Annotated in this window: 23 protein-coding genes; all 23 read right to left on the bottom strand. The window is 48.8% G+C overall.

Annotated features, from left to right (window positions below):
- Positions 1 to 11 precede the first annotated feature (11 nt).
- Entirely contained in the window at positions 12 to 983 is a 972-nt protein-coding gene (gene hemB, locus K1J09_RS04865; RefSeq protein WP_002896435.1) for a porphobilinogen synthase, read from the bottom strand.
- Positions 970 to 1,695 carry a uroporphyrinogen-III synthase gene (locus K1J09_RS04860; protein ID WP_002896438.1) on the bottom strand — a complete coding sequence of 242 codons (726 nt, stop codon included), beginning with the start codon at positions 1,693 to 1,695 and terminating at the stop codon, positions 970 to 972. Before K1J09_RS04860 ends, hemB begins: the two co-directional genes overlap by 14 nt.
- Positions 1,680 to 2,600 carry a hydroxymethylbilane synthase gene (hemC, locus tag K1J09_RS04855; RefSeq protein ID WP_002896439.1) on the bottom strand — a complete coding sequence of 307 codons (921 nt, stop codon included), beginning with the start codon at positions 2,598 to 2,600 and terminating at the stop codon, positions 1,680 to 1,682. Before hemC ends, K1J09_RS04860 begins: the two co-directional genes overlap by 16 nt.
- Positions 2,587 to 3,840 carry a glutamyl-tRNA reductase gene (hemA, locus tag K1J09_RS04850; protein ID WP_223323122.1) on the bottom strand — a complete coding sequence of 418 codons (1,254 nt, stop codon included), beginning with the start codon at positions 3,838 to 3,840 and terminating at the stop codon, positions 2,587 to 2,589. Before hemA ends, hemC begins: the two co-directional genes overlap by 14 nt.
- Positions 3,841 to 3,855: 15 nt before the next feature.
- Positions 3,856 to 4,287, bottom strand: coding sequence for a precorrin-2 dehydrogenase/sirohydrochlorin ferrochelatase family protein (locus K1J09_RS04845; protein WP_223323120.1), 432 nt, complete (start codon positions 4,285 to 4,287; stop codon positions 3,856 to 3,858).
- 11 nt (positions 4,288 to 4,298) lie between these two features.
- Entirely contained in the window at positions 4,299 to 4,874 is a 576-nt protein-coding gene (locus K1J09_RS04840; protein ID WP_002898252.1) for a cob(I)yrinic acid a,c-diamide adenosyltransferase, read from the bottom strand.
- A complete protein-coding gene (locus tag K1J09_RS04835) occupies positions 4,871 to 6,370 on the bottom strand; it encodes a cobyric acid synthase (RefSeq protein WP_002896445.1) in 1,500 nt (499 codons plus the stop codon). Before K1J09_RS04835 ends, K1J09_RS04840 begins: the two co-directional genes overlap by 4 nt.
- The gene (locus K1J09_RS04830; RefSeq protein WP_223310928.1) at positions 6,355 to 7,170 is read right to left on the bottom strand and encodes an energy-coupling factor ABC transporter ATP-binding protein; all 816 of its coding nucleotides are present in this window, start codon (positions 7,168 to 7,170) and stop codon (positions 6,355 to 6,357) included. The genes K1J09_RS04835 and K1J09_RS04830 overlap by 16 nt, the downstream gene beginning before the upstream one ends.
- A 62-nt stretch (positions 7,171 to 7,232) precedes the next feature.
- Positions 7,233 to 7,907 carry a CbiQ family ECF transporter T component gene (locus K1J09_RS04825; protein ID WP_032914256.1) on the bottom strand — a complete coding sequence of 225 codons (675 nt, stop codon included), beginning with the start codon at positions 7,905 to 7,907 and terminating at the stop codon, positions 7,233 to 7,235.
- A gap of 117 nt (positions 7,908 to 8,024) precedes the next feature.
- Entirely contained in the window at positions 8,025 to 8,330 is a 306-nt protein-coding gene (locus tag K1J09_RS04820; protein WP_002896451.1) for an energy-coupling factor ABC transporter substrate-binding protein, read from the bottom strand.
- Complete coding sequence (locus K1J09_RS04815; protein WP_002901131.1) at positions 8,327 to 9,061, bottom strand: energy-coupling factor ABC transporter permease; 735 nt, start codon at positions 9,059 to 9,061, stop codon at positions 8,327 to 8,329. Before K1J09_RS04815 ends, K1J09_RS04820 begins: the two co-directional genes overlap by 4 nt.
- A gap of 69 nt (positions 9,062 to 9,130) precedes the next feature.
- Positions 9,131 to 9,832, bottom strand: a complete 702-nt coding sequence (locus K1J09_RS04810; RefSeq protein WP_223323118.1) for a cobalt-factor II C(20)-methyltransferase — start codon at positions 9,830 to 9,832, stop codon at positions 9,131 to 9,133.
- A gap of 9 nt (positions 9,833 to 9,841) precedes the next feature.
- On the bottom strand, positions 9,842 to 10,609 hold the full coding sequence (locus K1J09_RS04805; RefSeq protein WP_223323116.1) for a sirohydrochlorin cobaltochelatase: 768 nt from the start codon (positions 10,607 to 10,609) through the stop codon (positions 9,842 to 9,844).
- A 13-nt stretch (positions 10,610 to 10,622) separates the two neighbouring features.
- The gene (gene cobA, locus K1J09_RS04800; RefSeq protein WP_223323114.1) at positions 10,623 to 12,062 is read right to left on the bottom strand and encodes a uroporphyrinogen-III C-methyltransferase; all 1,440 of its coding nucleotides are present in this window, start codon (positions 12,060 to 12,062) and stop codon (positions 10,623 to 10,625) included.
- Positions 12,063 to 12,080: 18 nt separating this feature from the next.
- The gene (gene cobK / locus K1J09_RS04795) at positions 12,081 to 12,830 is read right to left on the bottom strand and encodes a precorrin-6A reductase (RefSeq protein WP_223323112.1); all 750 of its coding nucleotides are present in this window, start codon (positions 12,828 to 12,830) and stop codon (positions 12,081 to 12,083) included.
- Positions 12,827 to 13,552 (bottom strand): precorrin-3B C(17)-methyltransferase, encoded by a 726-nt coding sequence (cobJ, locus tag K1J09_RS04790; protein ID WP_002917648.1) that lies wholly within the window; start codon positions 13,550 to 13,552, stop codon positions 12,827 to 12,829. The genes cobK and cobJ overlap by 4 nt, the downstream gene beginning before the upstream one ends.
- A 76-nt stretch (positions 13,553 to 13,628) precedes the next feature.
- The gene (gene cbiG / locus K1J09_RS04785; RefSeq protein ID WP_223323110.1) at positions 13,629 to 14,690 is read right to left on the bottom strand and encodes a cobalt-precorrin 5A hydrolase; all 1,062 of its coding nucleotides are present in this window, start codon (positions 14,688 to 14,690) and stop codon (positions 13,629 to 13,631) included.
- Positions 14,680 to 15,453 (bottom strand): cobalt-precorrin-4 methyltransferase, encoded by a 774-nt coding sequence (locus tag K1J09_RS04780; RefSeq protein WP_002915887.1) that lies wholly within the window; start codon positions 15,451 to 15,453, stop codon positions 14,680 to 14,682. Before K1J09_RS04780 ends, cbiG begins: the two co-directional genes overlap by 11 nt.
- Positions 15,453 to 16,022 carry a decarboxylating cobalt-precorrin-6B (C(15))-methyltransferase gene (locus K1J09_RS04775; RefSeq protein ID WP_002915891.1) on the bottom strand — a complete coding sequence of 190 codons (570 nt, stop codon included), beginning with the start codon at positions 16,020 to 16,022 and terminating at the stop codon, positions 15,453 to 15,455. Before K1J09_RS04775 ends, K1J09_RS04780 begins: the two co-directional genes overlap by 1 nt.
- Entirely contained in the window at positions 15,994 to 16,626 is a 633-nt protein-coding gene (locus K1J09_RS04770) for a cobalt-precorrin-7 (C(5))-methyltransferase (protein WP_223323108.1), read from the bottom strand. Before K1J09_RS04770 ends, K1J09_RS04775 begins: the two co-directional genes overlap by 29 nt.
- Positions 16,617 to 17,744 (bottom strand): cobalt-precorrin-5B (C(1))-methyltransferase CbiD, encoded by a 1,128-nt coding sequence (cbiD, locus tag K1J09_RS04765; RefSeq protein ID WP_002915893.1) that lies wholly within the window; start codon positions 17,742 to 17,744, stop codon positions 16,617 to 16,619. Before cbiD ends, K1J09_RS04770 begins: the two co-directional genes overlap by 10 nt.
- On the bottom strand, positions 17,744 to 18,448 hold the full coding sequence (locus K1J09_RS04760; protein WP_002915894.1) for a cobalt-precorrin-8 methylmutase: 705 nt from the start codon (positions 18,446 to 18,448) through the stop codon (positions 17,744 to 17,746). The genes cbiD and K1J09_RS04760 overlap by 1 nt, the downstream gene beginning before the upstream one ends.
- Positions 18,449 to 19,147, bottom strand: coding sequence for a cobalt-precorrin-8 methylmutase (locus K1J09_RS04755; RefSeq protein ID WP_223323106.1), 699 nt, complete (start codon positions 19,145 to 19,147; stop codon positions 18,449 to 18,451).
- Between the last annotated feature and the right edge of the window lies 1 nt (position 19,148).

Genomic DNA, 19,148 nt, shown 5'->3' with positions numbered 1-19,148 from the left:
TTCCGCAGTCTCTATCCTTCTTTCAGATAACCGGCCGCATCTTTGGCAAAATAAGTGATAATCAAGTCTGCACCAGCCCGCTTCATACTGGTCAAGGTTTCCATGACAATGGCTTTTTCATTGATCCAGCCCTGCTGAGCTGCTGCCTTGACCATGGCGTATTCTCCACTGACATTATAGGTCACCAGAGGCAGCCGGGTTTCCTGGCGTAGCTCTCTGAGGATATCCAGAAAGGCCAGAGCCGGCTTAACCATAAGAAAGTCTGCTCCCTGCTCCTCATCACTCTTAGCTTCTCTAAGAGCTTCCAAGCGATTGGCCGGATCCATCTGATAGGTCTTGCGGTCGCCAAAGGCCGGAGCACTCTCACCTGCATCTCGGAAAGGTCCATAAAAGCTAGAGGCAAACTTAATCGCATAGGACATGATGGGAATGTCTTCAAAGCCCGCCGCATCAAGCCCCTGACGGATAGCCACCACAAAACCGTCCATGGCATTGGAAGGCGCAATGACATCTGCTCCAGCCCTGGCTTGGCTGACAGCAACTTCTGTCAGTCTAGTCAGAGACAGATCATTGTCCACTTCCTCCCCTCGCAAAATACCGCAATGGCCATGACTGGTAAACTCACAGAGACAGGTGTCTGCAATGACGACCGTCTCAGGAAAATGCTTCTTGATTAGACGGATAGCTTCTTGGACAATGCCATTTTCAGCTGAAGCCTGACTGCCTATTTCGTCCTTTTCTGACGGAATGCCAAAGACGATAAAAGCCCGAATGCCCAAGTCTACACATTCCTGAACTTCTGGCAGCAAATCCTCGAGGGAGAACTGATAAACTCCCGGCATGGAGGCTACTTCTTGCTTTTCAGTCAAGCCTTCCTTGACAAACAAGGGTTGGATAAAATCATCCACAGACAGTTTGGTTTCTCGAACCAGCTGCCGCAGACCGCTGCTTCTTCTTAGCCTGCGATGTCTATAAAATTCCATGCTTCTTCTCTTCTTTCTTGATTATTTCCTTGACCATTTCCTCAACAGAAGGACTCTGGGGCTGGTAGTCTACCCCATAGCCAGACTCCTTAACCGCCTGAGCCGTTGTCTGGCCAATCACTGCGATCTGATGACTGGATGCTAGATGGGGCTTAATAGCACAAAAACTCTGCCAAGCCGATGGACTGGCAAAGGTCCAAATCACATTCTCCTGGGACAGATAGGTCTGGAGCTGGTCCTGACCAGCAGGATTTGAGGTCGTTTCGTACATAGGCCAAGCCCAGACATCATGACCTGCTTCTTTTAATGTCTCAGCCAGACTGGGATTGGACAAGCTGCTCTGGGGCAGCAAGATCTTCTGCGTTGGCAGAGCCAAATCCAGCCACTCCTGAATAAAGTCAAGACCATAGTGGCTGCTGGCCTGAAAATCACAGGCTCTGCCTAGTTTGTCCAGCGCCTGACTGGTCTGCGGCCCAATGGTCGCAATCTGGTAGTCAGCTTTCAGATAGGGACTGAAAGCCTCCACTGCGACAGCACTGGTAAAAAAGACCCAGTCAGCTTCTGACAGAATTGCTTGGACAGCTTCTGGCAAGGGCAGAGACTGACAGCGAATGAGAGGAACATGATGCGTCTCAAATCCAGCCTGTCTGATCTTTTCTAGCCAGGCAGAGTCCGGCGCCTGCTCCCTGGTAAAGATTATTTTTTTAACCATGGCATTCCTACTGCTCCCTTATCGGCTAACTGGCGTACAGCCTGCTCAGCTAATTCCTGACCATCCTGCCCTTGAAGGCTGACAAAGATGCATTGGCCGTCCTCCTTAGCCAGCATGGCCTCTAGCTGATAGCCCTGACCGTTTTTCTGGGCAAAAGCAGCGATAGGGAAGGTACAGTCTGCATTCATCTGAGCCAAAACTGCTCGCTCAACTGCCACTTCAGCGGCTGTCTTCTCATCCTGAACAGCCGCTAATAGACTCCGCAGCTCCTCATCCTCTTCCCGGCATTCCACCGCCAAAGCGCCCTGAGAAATAGCCGGCAGACAAAGACTGGTCTCTAAAGTCTGAATGTGAAGTCGGCTTTGGTCCAGCCAGCCCAAGCGTTTAAGACCGGCCATAGCCAAGACAATCGCATCGTATTCACCCTCTTCCAGCTTCTTGATGCGTGTATCAATGTTGCCCCGAAGTGGCTTGAAAGTCAAATCCGGCCTCTGAGCCTGCAGCTGAACCTGCCGGCGAATGCTGCTGGTTCCTATAAGAGCGCCCTCAGGAAGATTAGCCAGCGTCTGGCCAGCTTGACGGAAAATCAAGCAATCTCGAACATCTTCTCGCTGACTAATCGCACCGAGCGCACAGCCCTCAGCTAGCTTAGCCGGCATGTCCTTGAGACTGTGGACCGCCATATCAATCTCACCAGCTAAGAGGGCTCGTTCGATTTCCTTGACAAAGACTCCCTTGCCGCCAATTTCCTGGAGGCTGACATGGGTCAAGCGATCTCCTTTTGTGGTATAGGGAACGAGGACAAAATCCCGCTCTGGATGGATCGCCTTGAGCTGGTCCACTAACTGCTGGGTCTGGGTCATAGCCAGCTTACTCTTGCGGGTTCCTACCTTAATGACCTTCATCTTTTCCCCTTTCTCTGTGCAAGCCAAATATCTTGGCAATCAAGGCAATGTCATAGTCTGAATGCTCTCCGACTGACAGCTCTTTGAGCTGCAAGATTGGCTCCTTCAAGACTTGGTTGATAATACTCTTCATGTGCTTGGAAATCTGCTTCTGCTCCCGCTCGGTCAAATCCGGAAACTTACGATTAAGGCTTTCCATGGCCGAAGCTTGAGCTTCCAAAGCCTTATCCCTGATTTCCTGAATCAGAGGAATAATGCCCAGTTGCTGACGCCAGTCAGCAAACTTGACCAGCTCCTCATCAATCTCCAAAGCAATCCGACCGGCAATCTCCTGCCGCTCCGCTTTGTATTGCTCCAGTTGATTGGTTAGATTTTCGATATTATAGAGCTTGAGAGACGAGCTCGGATGGCAGGAACGAGGCAGACAGAGGTCAAACACGATTGCATCCGCCTTAAGCATGGAAGGAAAGATAATGTATTCTTCCGTTTTAACCGCTGAAAAGACCACATCCGCATCCGCCAGCACCGCTTCCAATTCATCCCAGCCATGGGCAGACACCCTGTCCTCTGTCAGAAATGCTTGAGCCTTGCTGACCGTCCGATTGAGCAGCATGACTGATTCGAATGGCCGCTGCAGAGCATACTTGGTCACCAGCTGACCAATCTCTCCCAAACCGATAACAGCTATCTTTTTAGTGCTGTAATCCAGCCCCATTCGGTCCAATTCTTGGATAGCCGTCAGGCCGATAGAAATAGGCCGGTCATTGATTCGATAAGTATCATGCATGCGCTTGGCAAAGGTCAGCGCCTGCTTGAAAGCCTGATTGAGGACAATTCCAGTCGTACCAGCATCTTGCGCTGTCAAGAAAGCCTGCTTGAGCTGGCCCAAGACCTGACTTTCACCGACAATCTTGGATTCCAGGCCGATGGAGACCCGCAGCAGATGCCGCAAGGCCTCATCCCCCTCACGAAAGACTAAATACTCTTCCAGCTCCTTGACAGGAATCTGAAACCAGTCCGCCAAAAAATGCTTGGAATAGTAGCGGCCAGTGTGCAGCTGGTCCACCACCAGATAGAGCTCGGTCCGATTGCAGGTAGACAGGATGATATTTTCCAAGATACTTTTTTCTCTTTTCAGGAGCTTCAGAGCTTTCAGCCCCTCCTGATCTGAAAAATGTACTTTTTCCAAAATTGGCAGCGGCGTTTCCCGATGGGTCAAACCCACATATAATAGGTGCATGCTTCTTTCCTTCTTTTAAAGTTGGTCTAAAATTGCTTCTATCTTCTTGCGAATCTCCTTGGAACGGCTGGGCGAGAGGCCGTTGGTCGAAATCATAACAGATACGTCCTTCTTTCTCGCAATGGCTACATTGTAGAAGTCAGAAAAGGTCTTGTCGCCCGTATTGTTTACCAGCTGACTGGGTGCCGCATCCTCCATAATCTGGCGGTTGACTTCCGCCTGATCTGTACAGGCAAAGACTAGCTTTGCGCCTTCCAAATCACCTGTCTGGTAGGGTCTAGCTAGCCATTGGATCTCCGACTGCGGAATGTCAGCATGCAGAGTCGGACTGACCACCGTCACAGCAGCCTGCTCAGCCAGCAGGGTCTTAATCTTCCGCGCTGCGACCTTGCCGCCTCCCACTACCACGACTTTCTTCTCTCTGATATTAATCATGACTGGATACATGCTAGCTTCTCCTATTTCTTTTCCCGAAAGATTTTCGCGCTGCGTTTGTAGACTGTATCTGGCTCCTCTAGACGGTCATTGACCAATCGAGCCAGCACAAAAAAGTAATCCGACAGGCGGTTGATATAGATCAAGCCAATCTCATTGACCGCTTCTTCTGCCTCTATAACAGCCACCATCCGGCGCTCCAGGCGTCTGGTCATGGTACGAGCCACATGCAGAAGACTCGCAATCCGATGGCCGCCCGGAATGATAAAGCGGTCGATTTTCGGAGGGATGTGCATATACTCATCCATCCGCTCCTCCAGCCAGCTGACATTGGCTGGCTCTTGCTTGTAGGGACGCAATTCCCTCGGTGTAGCCAAGTCGCTGCCACAGTCAAAGAGATGCTGCTGGATTTCCTCGCATTCCAGACGCAGGTCATCCAAGATGGGATAGTCACGCATCTCAGATACGACATAGCCTAGATGAGAGCATAGCTCATCCATCGTTCCATAAGCTTCGACCCGAATATGGGTCTTGGATACTCGGTCCCCACCGTAGAGCCGAGTAAAGCCCTTGTCACCGTATTTCGTATAAATTCTCATTTTTCTTCTCTGTTGATGATTTGATAAATCTGCTCCATATCCAAAGACTGGCGCAGGACGTCTGCCAACTTATCATACTCTCTATCTTTAAAGTCTTTGATACTGACAAGCTGGTCCTCTAGCGGCTCTAAGCCCTTAGCCAGCCGAAGTTCATTCAGGTACTGACGAGTCCATTCTAGATTGTCAAAGACTCCATGAAGGTAGGTCCCTTGCACCTGCCCGCCATAAGCCACAGCTCCATCTGGACGCTCGGTTGCCTCACCATTTTGCTCCTTGATGATGGAAAATGGATCCAGACTATCCGCAAGCTGGGTTTCTCCCATGTGAATCTCGTAGCCCTCTAGCTCTTGCCCCTCATGCAGGGCTCTGACCTGTGTCGTCCGTTTGACCGGCTGAAGCACCGTCTCTGTCTCTAAAATACCCAGCCCGCTAATCTCCTCTAAGTCAGACTCAAGGTGCAGCGGGTCGCTAATCTTCTGCCCCAGCAGCTGATAGCCGCCGCAGATTCCAAAGATTCGCACGCCCTGCTCCAGACACTCGAGAATCTCGGCTTCAAGACCAGACTCTCTCAGATAGTTCATGTCTTCGATGGTGTTTTTACTGCCCGGCAGAATCAAGAGATCTGGCCGACCGATTGCATCCCCAGGCTGGACATAGCGGACAGAAACATCTGGTTGGATTTCTAGACTATGAAAATCCGTAAAGTTGGACAGACGCTTGAGGCTGACAACTGCGATATCCAGACTCTTTCTGCTATCAAAGCGCCGGCTCTTCTGCACCAATGCCACACTGTCTTCGCTGTCAATATCCAGCTGGGCATAAGGCACGACTCCGATAACCGGCACCTGGGTCAGCTCCTCAATCATATCAATGCCGGATTGCAGCAGGGCCACATCGCCACGGAATTTATTGATAATAACACCCTTGATCCGCTTGCGGTCCTCAGGCGGCATGAGCTCAATCGTTCCGTAGATAGAGGCAAAGACGCCTCCCTTATCAATATCCGCCACTAAAATCACTGGCGCATCAACCAGCTTGGCCATGCCCATATTGACAATGTCTCGGTCATTGAGATTGATTTCAGCTGGACTGCCAGCGCCCTCAATGACGATGATATCATTCTCAGCACCTAGCTCATCATAGACTTCCTTAATCTTAGGCAGGAGCTGCTGCTTGTATTCATGGTATTCGACAGCATCCATATCCCGCAGTACCCGGCCTAGAAAAACAACCTGGGACTTGCGGTCAGAGGTGGGCTTGAGCAGGACTGGATTCATGCGGACATCCGGCTCTTTGCCAGCTGCCTCAGCCTGAACGACCTGAGCCCGGCCCATTTCATCTCCTTTTTTGGTGATAAAGGAATTAAGCGCCATATTCTGCGACTTAAAAGGCACCACTTCCAGGCCATCCTGCTTGAAAATCCGGCAGAGACCCGCCGCAATAATGCTCTTTCCAGCATCTGAGGCAGTTCCCTGTACCATCAATGATTTGACCATTTTACATGTCCTCCTAGCTGCTCAAAGAAAGCAGCTTCATTTTCTGCCAGTGGCGTCTGGATAGTCTGATGAAGCTTGACAATCCAAGGCACAGCCAAGCCTGCCTCTACTAGCAGATTTCCCTGCTGGAAGAAATCAAACTTGCTGCCCTCCGCAATCAAATGCCCCTTCTGCAGCAGGTAGGCATAGTCACAGCAGTCATACATCAGATCCATGTCATGGCTGGATACGATGATGTTGGTCCCAGCCTGGACCAGCTTTTTCATGGTCGCTGCCATCTGGTCCCGCCCTTTGGGATCCAATCCTGCCGTAGGCTCATCAAGCAGCAGATACTTGGGCTGCAGGGCCAGCATGCCAGCAATAGCCACCCGCTTTTTCTGGCCATAGCTCAGATACTGCAGCGGTCTGTCCTGCAGATGAGAAATGTCCATCATCTCTAAAGCCGTCGCCACTCTGCTGGTTATCTCGTCTTCTTCATAGCCTAAGTTTTCCAAGGCCATGCCAATATCGTCCTTCACAATGGTATAAAAGAGCTGCTGCTCTGGATTCTGAAAGACCATATTGACATGCTGCCGATACTGGAACAAGGCCTTCTTAGAGTCGCCTACAGGCTGACCATCATATAAAACACTGCCCTTCTGCGGTTGGAGCAGTCGGGTGATGATTTTCATGATGGTAGACTTACCTGAACCGTTGACTCCCAGAATGCCAGTAATCCGGCCCTCTTCGAAGTCCATAGAAATATCGTGCAGCGTTGGATTTTCGTCATACGAAAAAGAAATATTCTTTACTTGTAACATCTATGTTTCCTATCTACTTTCCATTATAGTATAAAAGCAGTCTTATTGTAAATGCGCTTTCATTATTCACTGTGCTCTGCATCAAATCTTAGCGTCAGTACTTCATTTAAATGCTGATTATCATCTAGCAATTTAACAAAAAGAGTATTGGCTAATCTGCCCCAAGCTTGGTGTTGCTTCCTTTTATTGTAAAAGGAGAATTTCAAGTCCAAGGTATCCCGAATGGTCACAAACTCATAGAAGACCAGGAAAATGAAGCGATACATGAGGACAATCAAGTCTAGCAGTACCCGTGGAACATGCATAGCTTTAAACAGCCGCAGCATCTGAGCAAAAGGCACCGTCAGGACAAAGAAATAAGTCGAAACCAAGGATGAATAGATGCGCAAGAGGATAAAAATGGTCTGCTGGACAGAGGATTGGCTGATGCCCAGATAGCCCTGACCCAAAGGCAAGGCCAGCAAGAGCTGCTCCTGACTGTTCTGATAGGTCAAGACAAAGGTCAAGAGACTAATCAGGATAAAGATACTGGCATGCAGATACCACTTCAGATAGCGCAGCCACGGAAGCCGAGCCACATAGCAAGTCAGAGGCGCCATCAAGACGATAAGTCCTAGCTGCAGAATCCTGACACCAGAAAAGCTGACAGCTAACAAGAGCAGATAGATGACAAATTTATAAGCAACCGGTAGATTTTTCAGCCGATTTTGATAGGCGTATTTATCAATCGCAAACAAGTGGAGGTACTCCTTTCTAGCTTTGTTTTTACCATACCCCCAGTACAGAGCAGCTCCGGTCCCAAACAAGCTGAATCGCTATCAAGAACCAGAGCTCTCTCATACTGTTGAAGGCTTTTATTTATGTTCAGAGTTTTCCTTTTGTTGGCCTTGCTTTTTCCCTTTGTGGTAGCCAATAACATAGAAGATGATACCCGCTCCGATACTGCCTTGCAGGGTGAAGAGCAGACTTTCTACTTCCGGACCTGCTGGCTCAAAAATTGGTGAAAACCAAGGCTCATAGTCCTTTTGGATAGAGCTAATGGTTTTTTCAGCAGCGTCATCTGTTCCACTGTATTCCACACCCTTAGGTGCAAAGATAAAGGCAGCTAGAGTGACTGCTACTGCAGCCAAGATTAAGATGATATTCTTGTATTTTTTCATTTGAACAGACCTGCTCTTTCTTTGACATTTTCTGAGATTAAGTTATAGAGGACAACTGTCAGCAATCCTTCTACGATAGCGATTGGGATTTGAGTAGTCAAGAAGACACCCATGAATTTCAGTGCAGAACCAACAAAGCCGCTGTTAGCATCTGGGAAGACCAAACCGAGCTGGATAGAAGTTGTCGCATAAGTTGCCAAGTCCGCAATCACAGCACAGATAAAAATAGAAACCGGTGTAGAAAGCTTGATGGATTTAGCAAACTTGTAGACGAAATAACCAACAAATGGACCAACCACTGCCATCGAGAATGCATTGGCACCCAGAGTTGTCAAGCCGCCGTGAGCCAAGAGAAGGGCTTGGAAGAGCAAGCAGATGGTTCCCAAAACGCTGATAACGGATGGGCCAAACATAGCTGTCCCCAGACCAACCCCAGTCGGATGCGAACTAGATCCTGTAACAGACGGAATCTTCAAAGAAGACAGAATAAAGATAAAGGCACCGGACAAGGCCAGCATAGTCTTGGAATTTGGATCCTCTGCAACGATTTTCTTGATGCGCATCAAGCCTACTACAAAGAAAGGCAGGAATACGGCGAACCAGAAGATACACCAAAAGAGTGGAAGATAACCTTCCATGATATGCATAGCTGACACAGACTGGGTACTCAGTACCGCCAAAATAGCCAGCAAGGCAACAAAAGTTACTTTTTTATTTTTTAATAGTTTCATGTTTTTTTCCTTTTCTAAGAGCCTGAGCTCACAAGAATGAATCTTCATCCTTGAACATAGACTCTGATTTTAAAAAATCTTCTTTTTCACGAGGAAGGTAGTAAAATAAGGCAGCTTGGTTTCTGGTGTGATTCCATCGAGGCCCAGCAGAGTCTGCTGCTTATCTGTCGAAGAATTGCTAACCATGAAAGTCTGCTGCAAGAGACCGAGCTTTTCAAGCAGAGGCAGGACTGTATCCAGGTGATTGGCCACCTTCATGATCACAATCGAGTCATGCAGCTCAAGCGCCGCCTCAATCTTCTCAGCAGAAGCCGTAGCCGGCATGACCGCTAGAGACTCCTCATCCATGGTCAGGGGCTGACCTAGCTCAGAAGCCATGCTGCAAAAAGAGGTAATGCCAGGGATGGTCTGACAGTCGATTTCCTTTTCCAACAGGGCCAGCAGATAGCTGTAAGTGCTGTAGACCATGGGGTCTCCCAATGTGACAAAGCCAACATTCTTGCCAGACCTCACATCCTCTGCGATTTCAGCAGAGATAGCCTGCCACTGGACTTCCTTGGTCGAATTGGAACGGACCATAGGGAAATGCCGCTGCTTGATTTCCAGATGCTCTTTCAGATAGGGCTCCGCAATGCCTAATGCAAAGCTCTTGCTTCCCTTCTTAGCCTCTGGTGTATAGAGAATATCTAAGTCTTCCAAAAGCCGACTGGCCTTGACAGTTACTAGCTCGCTATCACCTGGTCCCACACCAATTCCGTAAAATTTCGCCATTCCTTCCTCCTATTGGATGATTTCTTCTAAATGCTGGATGTAGAGCTGCTGAACTTCAGGGTATTCCCCTAGACCAACCAGATGGGCCTTGACCTCATATCCCTGCTCCTTAAAGAAGCGATACCAAGAACCTTCCTCATCTGAGCTCATATCATTGGTCGCATGGTCGCCTGCTACCAGCATGAAGGGTGCCAGATGCACTTCTCGGACGCCATCTTTCTTCAGTTCCTGCTCAATCAGCTCAACCGGAGGATAGCTCTCTACACAGCCGACATAGACTGAGCTTCCCTTCAGCATATGATCCAAGGCTGCATAAGCTGTAAAAGCATAATGCTGGCTGCCGTGGCCCATCAAAACTGTTGCTGCATCCTGACCCTCATGGCCATACCGTTCCAGCAGAATATCCTTGACAGCCTCATAGTCTTCCTGACTGTTGAGCAGAGGCTTGGCAACGACTAGCTTTTTAAAAGCCGATTCAAACTCTTTGGCTTGGGTAAGAATCTTCTCATACTCGCTGCCCAAAATGACATGGAGAGGCTGGATATAGACCTCTTCAGTACCCGCTTCCAGGAGCTGCTCCAAAACCTCTTTGACCGTAGGAATATCTAGCCCTTCCTGCTTCTTAATCCGCCGTCTAACGACATTGGATGTAAAAGCTCGGTGGACCGGATAGTCTGGAAAACGCTCCTGAATAGCCTGCTCACAGGCCTCGATTGTTTTGCGTCTGGTCTCGGGATAGGTCGTTCCGAAACTGACTACTACTATAGCTTTACTCATGATTCACCTCCTTTCAGAGAATTTCCCGACATTTGTCAACGATGGAAGCAATAGTCGCTTCATCCGTCTCAACAATCTTGCTAAAGCCTGCTTCCGCTAAAACAGCCCGCGTGCTGGCACCCATGACAACGATTGGAACATCCTTCCAGTCAAATCCAGCTTCCTGACTAGCTGCCACAAAGTTCATGGCTGCAGCAGAGTTCGGAAGACAGACTACTTCAATCTCTGACCAATTGTCACTGCTAATCTGACTGTCAAAGGCCAGCCTGTGGCTAGCAATAATCGGCAACGAATAGAGTTCTGCCAGACTGGCTTTCTTATGCTCAGCAGTCAGAATATACCAGTTGCCGCCTTCTTTTTCAAGGGCAGCTGCAAAATCCGTATCCGACTGCTGTGGCGTCATCCGATCCAGCACAATGCCGCTCGCTTCGATAGATTTAGCCGTATGATGACCAATAGCTGCAAAGCGGATGTGCGGCAGACTGCGCAAATCTTTGCCTGCCTTGCGGAGGGCTTTCAAGAAGAGCGGCCAGCTCTGCATATCTGCAAAGAGGAGGCCATCTACCTGCTCCAAATCCGGCAGAGGCAATTCTAACTCTTCAACCAAATCTCGAGCTGGGAAAGTGGTCAGCGCAGCTCCAGCATCCTTGAGCAAGCGAGGAAGTCTGCCAGTCTCTGACTGTTGGATAAGGATTTTCCGACCGAAAAGCGGCAGATTCTCATGGAAATTCAGCTGCTGTCTATAGGCTACGACATCACCTACCACGATGACACTCGGTGCCTTAAAGTCCTTAGCTTCTGCTAGTTCGACTATGTTGCCCAAGGTTCCGTCTACCGAGCGCTGCTGAGGATGGGTTCCCCATTCAACGATGGCGGCTGGCTTGTCCTTGCCATAGCCTCTAGCCGTCAGCTCTTGGACGATGGTAGGCAGATTTTTCATGCCCATGAGGAAGACCAAGGTTCCTTTGAGCTTAGAAATTGCTTCCCAGTTGAGCATTTCTGTCTCATCCTTGAGATGGGCTGTAAAGACATGGAAGCTAGTCGCTACATCCCGATAAGTCATAGGAATTCCTGCATAGGTCAGACCAGCCACAGCAGAAGTGATGCCTGGCACCACTTCAAAGTCCACACCAGCTTCCACCAGCTTGACTCCTTCTTCTCCGCCTCGGCCAAAGATATAGGGATCACCGCTCTTGAGGCGGACTACCCGCTTGCCCTGACGGGCTTTTTCGATGAGAATTTTTTCAATTTCTTCCTGTCGGATGCAGGGCTGGCCTGGCTTTTTACCCACATCTATCTTTTCGCAGTCAGACTTTAGATGCTGAAAGAGCTCTTGATTGACCAAGCGGTCAAAGACCAAGACATCTGCTTCTTGAAGCCGTCTCTTGCCTTTGAGACTCAACAACTCCGCATCGCCTGGACCTGCTCCCAGTAATGTTACTAAACCGGACATTTTTTCTCCTTTTTTTAGCTATTTTGTCAGATAAGCTTCTAGCTCTTCTAAACTAGAAACCATCTGCGGATAGGACACAATTGGCCGAGAGATGATAATGCAGTCCATCCCCAGCTCTTGGCAGCCGTCAATCTTTTCACGAATACCGCCAACAGTACCGCTTTCCTTGGAAACAAAGACGTCTGCTCCCGAGCGCAGCAAGAGCTCTTTATTGCACTCTTTGGAAAATGGAGCCTTGATTGCATCAATCTGATCCGCTACCAGTCCCAGCTGCTCACAAGCCAGAAGCACTTCCGAAGTCGGCAGAACGCGAACAACAATCCGCTGCTCTGGCAGACCCTTGACAAAGAGCGGCAAGGTCTTGCTGCCTGTTCCCAGATAGACTGTCTTGTAGCCGCGCTTGGCAATCTCATCAATTGCTTCTTGGGTCGAGTGCACCACGATGGCTCCGCTCAAATCCAAGGTCGCCTGACGCTCAAAGCGCAGATAAGACACACCGGCCATCTCTGCCGCCCGAATGGCTTCCTTGGACACAATGTCCGCAAAAGGATGGGTTGCATCAATGATTTCATCCACATCATTCTCTTTGATAAAGGCAACCATGTCCTCGGCTGTCAGCCGGCCCTGAATGACAGGCTGGCCGAATTTGGAAGCCAAGTGCCGGCCGTAGTCTGTGACAACAGAGCTGGTCACATTGATTTTCAAGCGGTCAAGCACTTCTAAAATAGCGGTGCTGTCAGATGTCCCTCCCAGCAGTAATTTCATCATAAAGTATATCCTCGAGGTGTAATCATGCGTCCGTTTTTAACATAAGTTTCTTTGTTACCAACGATAACGATTGTCGTCATATCTACCAAAGTTTCATCCAAGTCTTTGATAGTCGTCAAGATGATTTCCTCATCCTTACGGCCAATGTCCTTACCGATACCGACAATCGTATCCTCTGACTTGTACTCAGACATGATAGAAAGTGCTTTTGCTAGATGGTCTGGACGTCCCTTACTCCGAGGGTTGTAGAGGCAGACTACAAAGTCACCTTGAGCTGCGGCATGCAGACGCTTCTCAATCATTTCCCAAGGCGTCATCAAGTCACTCAGACTGATATGACAAAAGTCGTTCATGAGGGGAGCTCCCATAACTGCAGCAGCACCCAGACTAGCTGTAATACCTGGAACCACCTTAACTTCTACATCACTGGCATCTCCCAGCAATTCTAAAATCAAGCCAGCCATTCCATAAACTCCGGCATCTCCACTAGAAACAACTCCGACATTTTTGCCAGTCTCTCTAGCCAAATCAATAGCCTTTTGGCAACGATCGATTTCCTGGCGCATACCATTCGCTACGAGCTCCTTGTCCTTGACTAAATCAAGAATCAACCGCATATAAGTTGAGTAGCCGACGATAATTTCACAATCGGCTATAGCAGCCAATGCTTCTTGTGACATCAATTCTTCTTTACCTGGGCCTAATCCGATAACGTATAACATATATTTTTTCTCCTTTATGGGTATGATAAAATTCTATAATGGCAGTTGGTTCATAAGACCGTCTGCTCTTTTTGATTTACTTTTTGGTTATTGCTTTTGCAAGCGCGTAGGTACAGCCGTTCTTGGCAAAGCGCTCTGTCAGGACTTGACCCTGACTAGCCAGATCTGCGCTGGCCAAGGCGACACTGCCGACTCCGACTGTCTTTTTGACAAATTCTGACTGAGGATAGCGGTCTGCAACAACAGACAGCTCCTCCTTACTAAAAGTCTCAAAGGGACAGCCCAATTCCTCAGCCAAGGCCAGAATAGCAGCTTCATCCTTCTTGACATCAATGCTGACGATTTTGGAAATCTCACTGGCAGAAATCCCCTGCTGCTGACAAAATTCCTCAAAGCCTTCTCGGAAGACAGCAGGAGCCACATCTTTCCTAGCACCAACTCCTAAGATATAAGGTTGAGGATAGATGAGAGCCAGGTTTTCTCTTTGAATGTCCTTTTTTTCAGTAGTCAATAGAATCAGCGGTTCATTTCCCTTGAGAACAGCCGCAAGTCCTTCCTCATCCACCAGAGTCAGACCGCGAAGGTCCGTAACCCAGTCCTTTTCCTGATAGAAATAGACGGTTCGGCCGCTGCCTAGATAGCTGTTGAAAGGTTTGATGAACTCTCGCAATTCCGGCCGCCAGCCATTGACCGACTGAGCCAGATTGTCCAAGGCTGTTACATTCTGCACATCCGTTGCTGTCGTGATAACAGGATTGGAACCGAGCAATTCTGCGATGTCTAGCGTCACTTGATTGGCTCCGCCTAGATGTCCGCTCAGCAGGCTGATGACATTGGTCGCTTTCTCATCCATGACTACCACTGCTGGGTCAGTCGCCTTGTCTTTCAAGACCGGAGCAATAGCTCGCACAACTGCACCGATAGCCATGATACAAATGAGAACATCCACTTCCTGAAAGAGCTGACCAAGTGCCTCAATCACTCGTCCTTCGATGGCAATGACCCTGTCATCTGCCAAGCGAGGGGTCGTATAGATAGGAATTTCCTTGCCTAGCTTTTCTCGCAGAGTCAGAGCCAAGTCCTTGCCGACTGCTGTCACTGTTGCGATTGCGTAGCGAGGTTGAGAATTACTTAGCATGGCTGCTCTTCCCCCGTCTGAACTCATGCTGGAAATCCGCATGGTAGAGCTTGGAATAGTAGAATTCCTGACCTAAAAAGTCACCGACCAAAATCAAAGCTGTCTTTCTAATCTTAGCTTCCTTGACCTTCTCAGCAATATTTGTCAAATCGCCAAAGACCTTCTTTTCATCCGGCCAAGTAGCCTTGTAAATGACAGCCACAGGCGTTTCTGGAGGATAGCCGCCCTCGATCAGCTCGCTGACGACCTTTTCAATACCTTGAACCGACAGGAAAATGGCCATAGAGGTCCGATGCTGAGCATAACTTTTCAGGGATTCCCGGTCTGGCACAGGCGTCCGACCAGCCATCCGAGTGATGATGAGGCTTTGAGAAACCTCTGGTACGGTATACTCTGCCCCGATACTGGAAGAAGCTCCCAGAAAAGAGCTGACGCCCGGCGTACAGTCAAACTCTATATCCCGCTTCTTCATCTCTTCAATCTGCTCTCGAATGGAGCCATAAATGGAGAAATCTCCCGTCTGCAGGCGGACTACATCTTTACCAGCCTTGACTCCAGCTTCCATGACATCGATGATTTCCATCAAGTGCATGCTGGCGCTGTCATGAACCTCAGCTCCTTCCTTACAGTAGTTCAGAAGGTCTGGATTGACCAAGGATCCTGCGTAAATGACCACATCAGCCTCAGACAGCTGCTTGTAACCTTTGAGTGTAATCAGCTCCACGTCACCTGGTCCGGCTCCAACAAAATGTACTTTAGACATCAATTAGCCTCTCTTTCTTTTTTCTTACAAGAAACGATAATGGTCGGATTCTGAGGCTTAAAGTAGTGCCCCTTGCCTATACCTGTCCAGCGGCTAGCCTGAACTGAAACAATCTCTAAATCCTCCCAGTCCATCTGTTCTGCTATTTGAGCTGCTTCCAGAGCGTTTTCCAGCAGGATAAAGTTCAAGACCAGCCGACCTCCCGGCTCCATGAGTTCGGCACACCAGTCGAAAATCTCCTGCATATTGCCCCCAGTCCCTCCGACAAAAATGGCATCAAAGCTGCCTTCCAGCTCAATCGGAGCCAGTCCTTGATAGAGACGGACATTGTGGCAGCCAAAGTGCTGGATATTCTCCTGCGTCAAGGCCACCGCATCTTCATTTCGCTCCACTGCCACCACTTCCAGTTCTGGATAGGTTCGGGCTGCCTGAATCGTAACACTGCCAGTTCCAGAGCCGACATCCAGCATGCGCTTGGCCCGATGCAGCTCCAACTTATCCAAACTGATGGCTCTGACTTCTTCCTTAGTCATAGGGACTTTAGCCCTGATAAATTCCGAATCCCTCATCTAACACCACCACCACATTCATTTCATATTCTCTGTCTTCTACCTCATTCGCAGGCAGAATGGTAATACGCTCGTCTTCATAACTCAGCTGCTCACCGATGACCAGCACCTTATCTAAGCCTCTTTTAACAGCCTCTTGAGCAATCTCGTAGGGGCCAACTTTCTGATCTGTCACCATAAAGACTTTTGACAGACTCATAATCAAGTCAAAGTTTGGTGCCTTAGCGTGACTGCTGGTCAGATAAGCATCGTTCATGGGGAGGGCAATTCTGCTGGCCAGATACTGCATAGCGCTGATACCCGGCGAGATGACCACGCGTCCCTTAAACTTCTCTGATAGCCATTTGCCCAAGCCATAAATCAGCGGGTCGCCTGAGGCCAGATATAGAATTTCTTCATCCTCACCAAAGCTCGCCAGCAACTCCGCCAGCGCAGCTAATTTTTTAGGAGGGACCAGACCCTTATCCCGGTAAGCCGGCGGTAAAATTTCCAGATGGCGTTCACTACCCAAAATGCGGTCAGCCTTTTCAAAATAGGCTTCCTGTCCCAGAAGACCATAGCTCGGATCTCCCGGACCAATTCCGATAACATAAATCATGTCCATTCCTCCTTTATCTGCTCTAAAGGCTGAGTTGATGCCAGATAGCCTTCCTCAGTCCCAAAGACGACCACTTCAATACTGACTTCTGGCTTACGATAGCGGAGCAGACGCTCACTTCTAGCCTTAATCTTATCCGCCAAGACCTGATAGACACCCTCATAAGAAAATTCTTTAATGGCTGTCCCAGCTGCCTCGGTCGTCAAGCACTTGTCAACCTTTTCCAACAGCTCCATGGGCGCCCCCATCAGGGCTAGATTAGCCACCAGCGTTTCCATACGGGCATCCGAGTCCTTACTGTGGGTAGAGAAAATCCCAGCCGCCACTTTGACAAACTTGCCCATGTGGCCAATCATCAAAACCTTGGTAAAGCCAATCCGCTGCACTTCTTTGAGGACATGGCCGACAAAGTTACTCATATTGACGATACGCCCGCCTGGAATTCCCACAGTATTAGTAGCAAAATCTTCACCGTAATTCCCTGGCACCAAGACGACTGAGCGATGTCCTTGATTATAGAGCATGGTTAACTCGATCGTTATGGACGCCTTCCAGCTATCCTCGGACATAGGATTGACAATCCCTGTCGTTCCCAAAATTGAAATGCCACCGACAATACCTAGTCTGGAATTGTAGGTCAGCTTGGCCGTTTCTTCTCCTCCAGGAACGGAAATGATGATCCGCGCCCCACAGTTGGGACCGATAATCTCACGGACATGCTGCTCAATCATCCGTCTAGGAGTCGGATTGATGGCTGCCATGCCGACATCGCAGGCCAGTCCTTTCTCAGTCACGCGCCCGACTCCCTGACCACCGTCAATCTCGATTTCCGTCTGATCTGGCAAAAGAGTCACGGTCGAATAAATCAAGAGGCCATGCGTCGCATCCGCATCATCGCCGCCATCTTTTTCAATGGCCGCGGTCGCTTCTTCTGGTCCGAAGGAAGGATTGTGAACATCCATGGTCACTTCCACACCTGAAGCCGTATGAACAGTAACCTTTTCTTCTCTTTCCTGATTTAAAATCATGCTCAAGGCTGCAACAGTCGCTGCTGTCGCACAAGTGCCAGTTGTAAAACCTTTTCTTAATTTCTTTCCATTGACATAAGCGTATTCATCCATCATTAGCCTTCTCCTTTCCCCGGAGCCTGCTTTTTATCTGAAACACTGTAACGCTCATAGTCTGTAGTGTCGAGCTTGAGCTGGTAGAGGATAGCATTGATGACCGCTGCTGCGATGGTACTGCCGCCCTTTTGACCCAGTGCCGCAATAGAAGGCACAGAACTTTCATGTAGCTTGAGCTTGGATTCTGCCGCTCCGACAAAGCCAACTGGAACCCCGACAACCGCATCCGGCTGCAAGCTTCCCTCTTCGACCATATCTAAAACCTTAAAGATGGACGTTGGAGCATTCCCAAAGACAAATAGCTTTGGACCATCCACTTTAGCCGAATATTCCACAGCAGCCATGGAGCGAGTGATTCCTTTCTCCTTAGCTTCCTTAAAGATTGCTGGCTCATTGACCAGACAGCGATAGGAAACACCTAAGTCATCCAGCAGTTTTTTATTAAAACCACCCAAGACCATAGTCGTATCCGTAAAAATGGTGCCCTTGTTTCGGAGGACGTAGAGAATTTTCTCAATAACCTGATTGGAAAATTTGATATTGTAGAGGTAGTCAAAGTCTGCACTGGTAAAGACAACCCGCTTGAGCACTGCCTCTTCAAAAGGATCTGAAAAATGAATATCCGGATGCTCTTGGTCAATAATTTCCTGAATCTTGCTGAAACTAGCTTCTTCAATTTTGTGCGCTGCTTTTAGATAGGACATCTAGTTCTTTCCTCCTTCTTTACTGGATGGCGTAGAGTAGCGGACATAGTCATCCGTCACCACTTCTCTCAGCTGGTAGATAATGGCATTGATAATGGCTACAACAATCGTACTGCCGCCTTTTCTGCCGACATTGACAAGGGCAGGAAGACCTGACTGAAGCAGCTCTTCTTTAGATTCTTCAACATTGATAAAACCGACCGGAACCCCAATCACAGCGTCTGGTTCTACCAGTCCCTGCTCTGCTAGCTCAATCAGATAAGACAAGGCAGTCGGAGCACCACCAAAGGCGAATACTTTAGGCCCTTCAATCTTGGCTGCTATCTCAACAGCCGCCATGGCTCTGGTAATCTGCTTTTCCTTGGCCAGTTCAACCACTTCTTCATCGCTTATCAAACAGCGATAGCTCACACCCAGCTGGTCAAGTACGCGCTTGTTAATCCCATTGAGAGAGATATTAGAGTCCAGTAGAATGGTTCCCTTAGCTCTAATTACTTCTTCTATTTTTTTAAGGACGTCATGCTCAAAGCGCATGGTATAGAGATAATCGAAATCTCCTGTCGTATGGATAGCCCTCTTGATAATGGATTCTTCCATTTCCGAATGGAAGACATAATCAGGATCTTTTTCAGTAATCGTAGACTGAATAATCTGAAAGCTCTTTTCCTCGATAGAGGAAGGATTTTGGATATAGGTCATA

Origin of the sequence: Streptococcus sanguinis (assembly GCF_019928825.1) — a bacterium.
In the GTDB taxonomy this organism is placed as follows: domain Bacteria; phylum Bacillota; class Bacilli; order Lactobacillales; family Streptococcaceae; genus Streptococcus; species Streptococcus sanguinis_L.
Note: the sequence above shows the minus strand (reverse complement) of the source record. Positions and strands in the feature narration are given on the sequence as shown.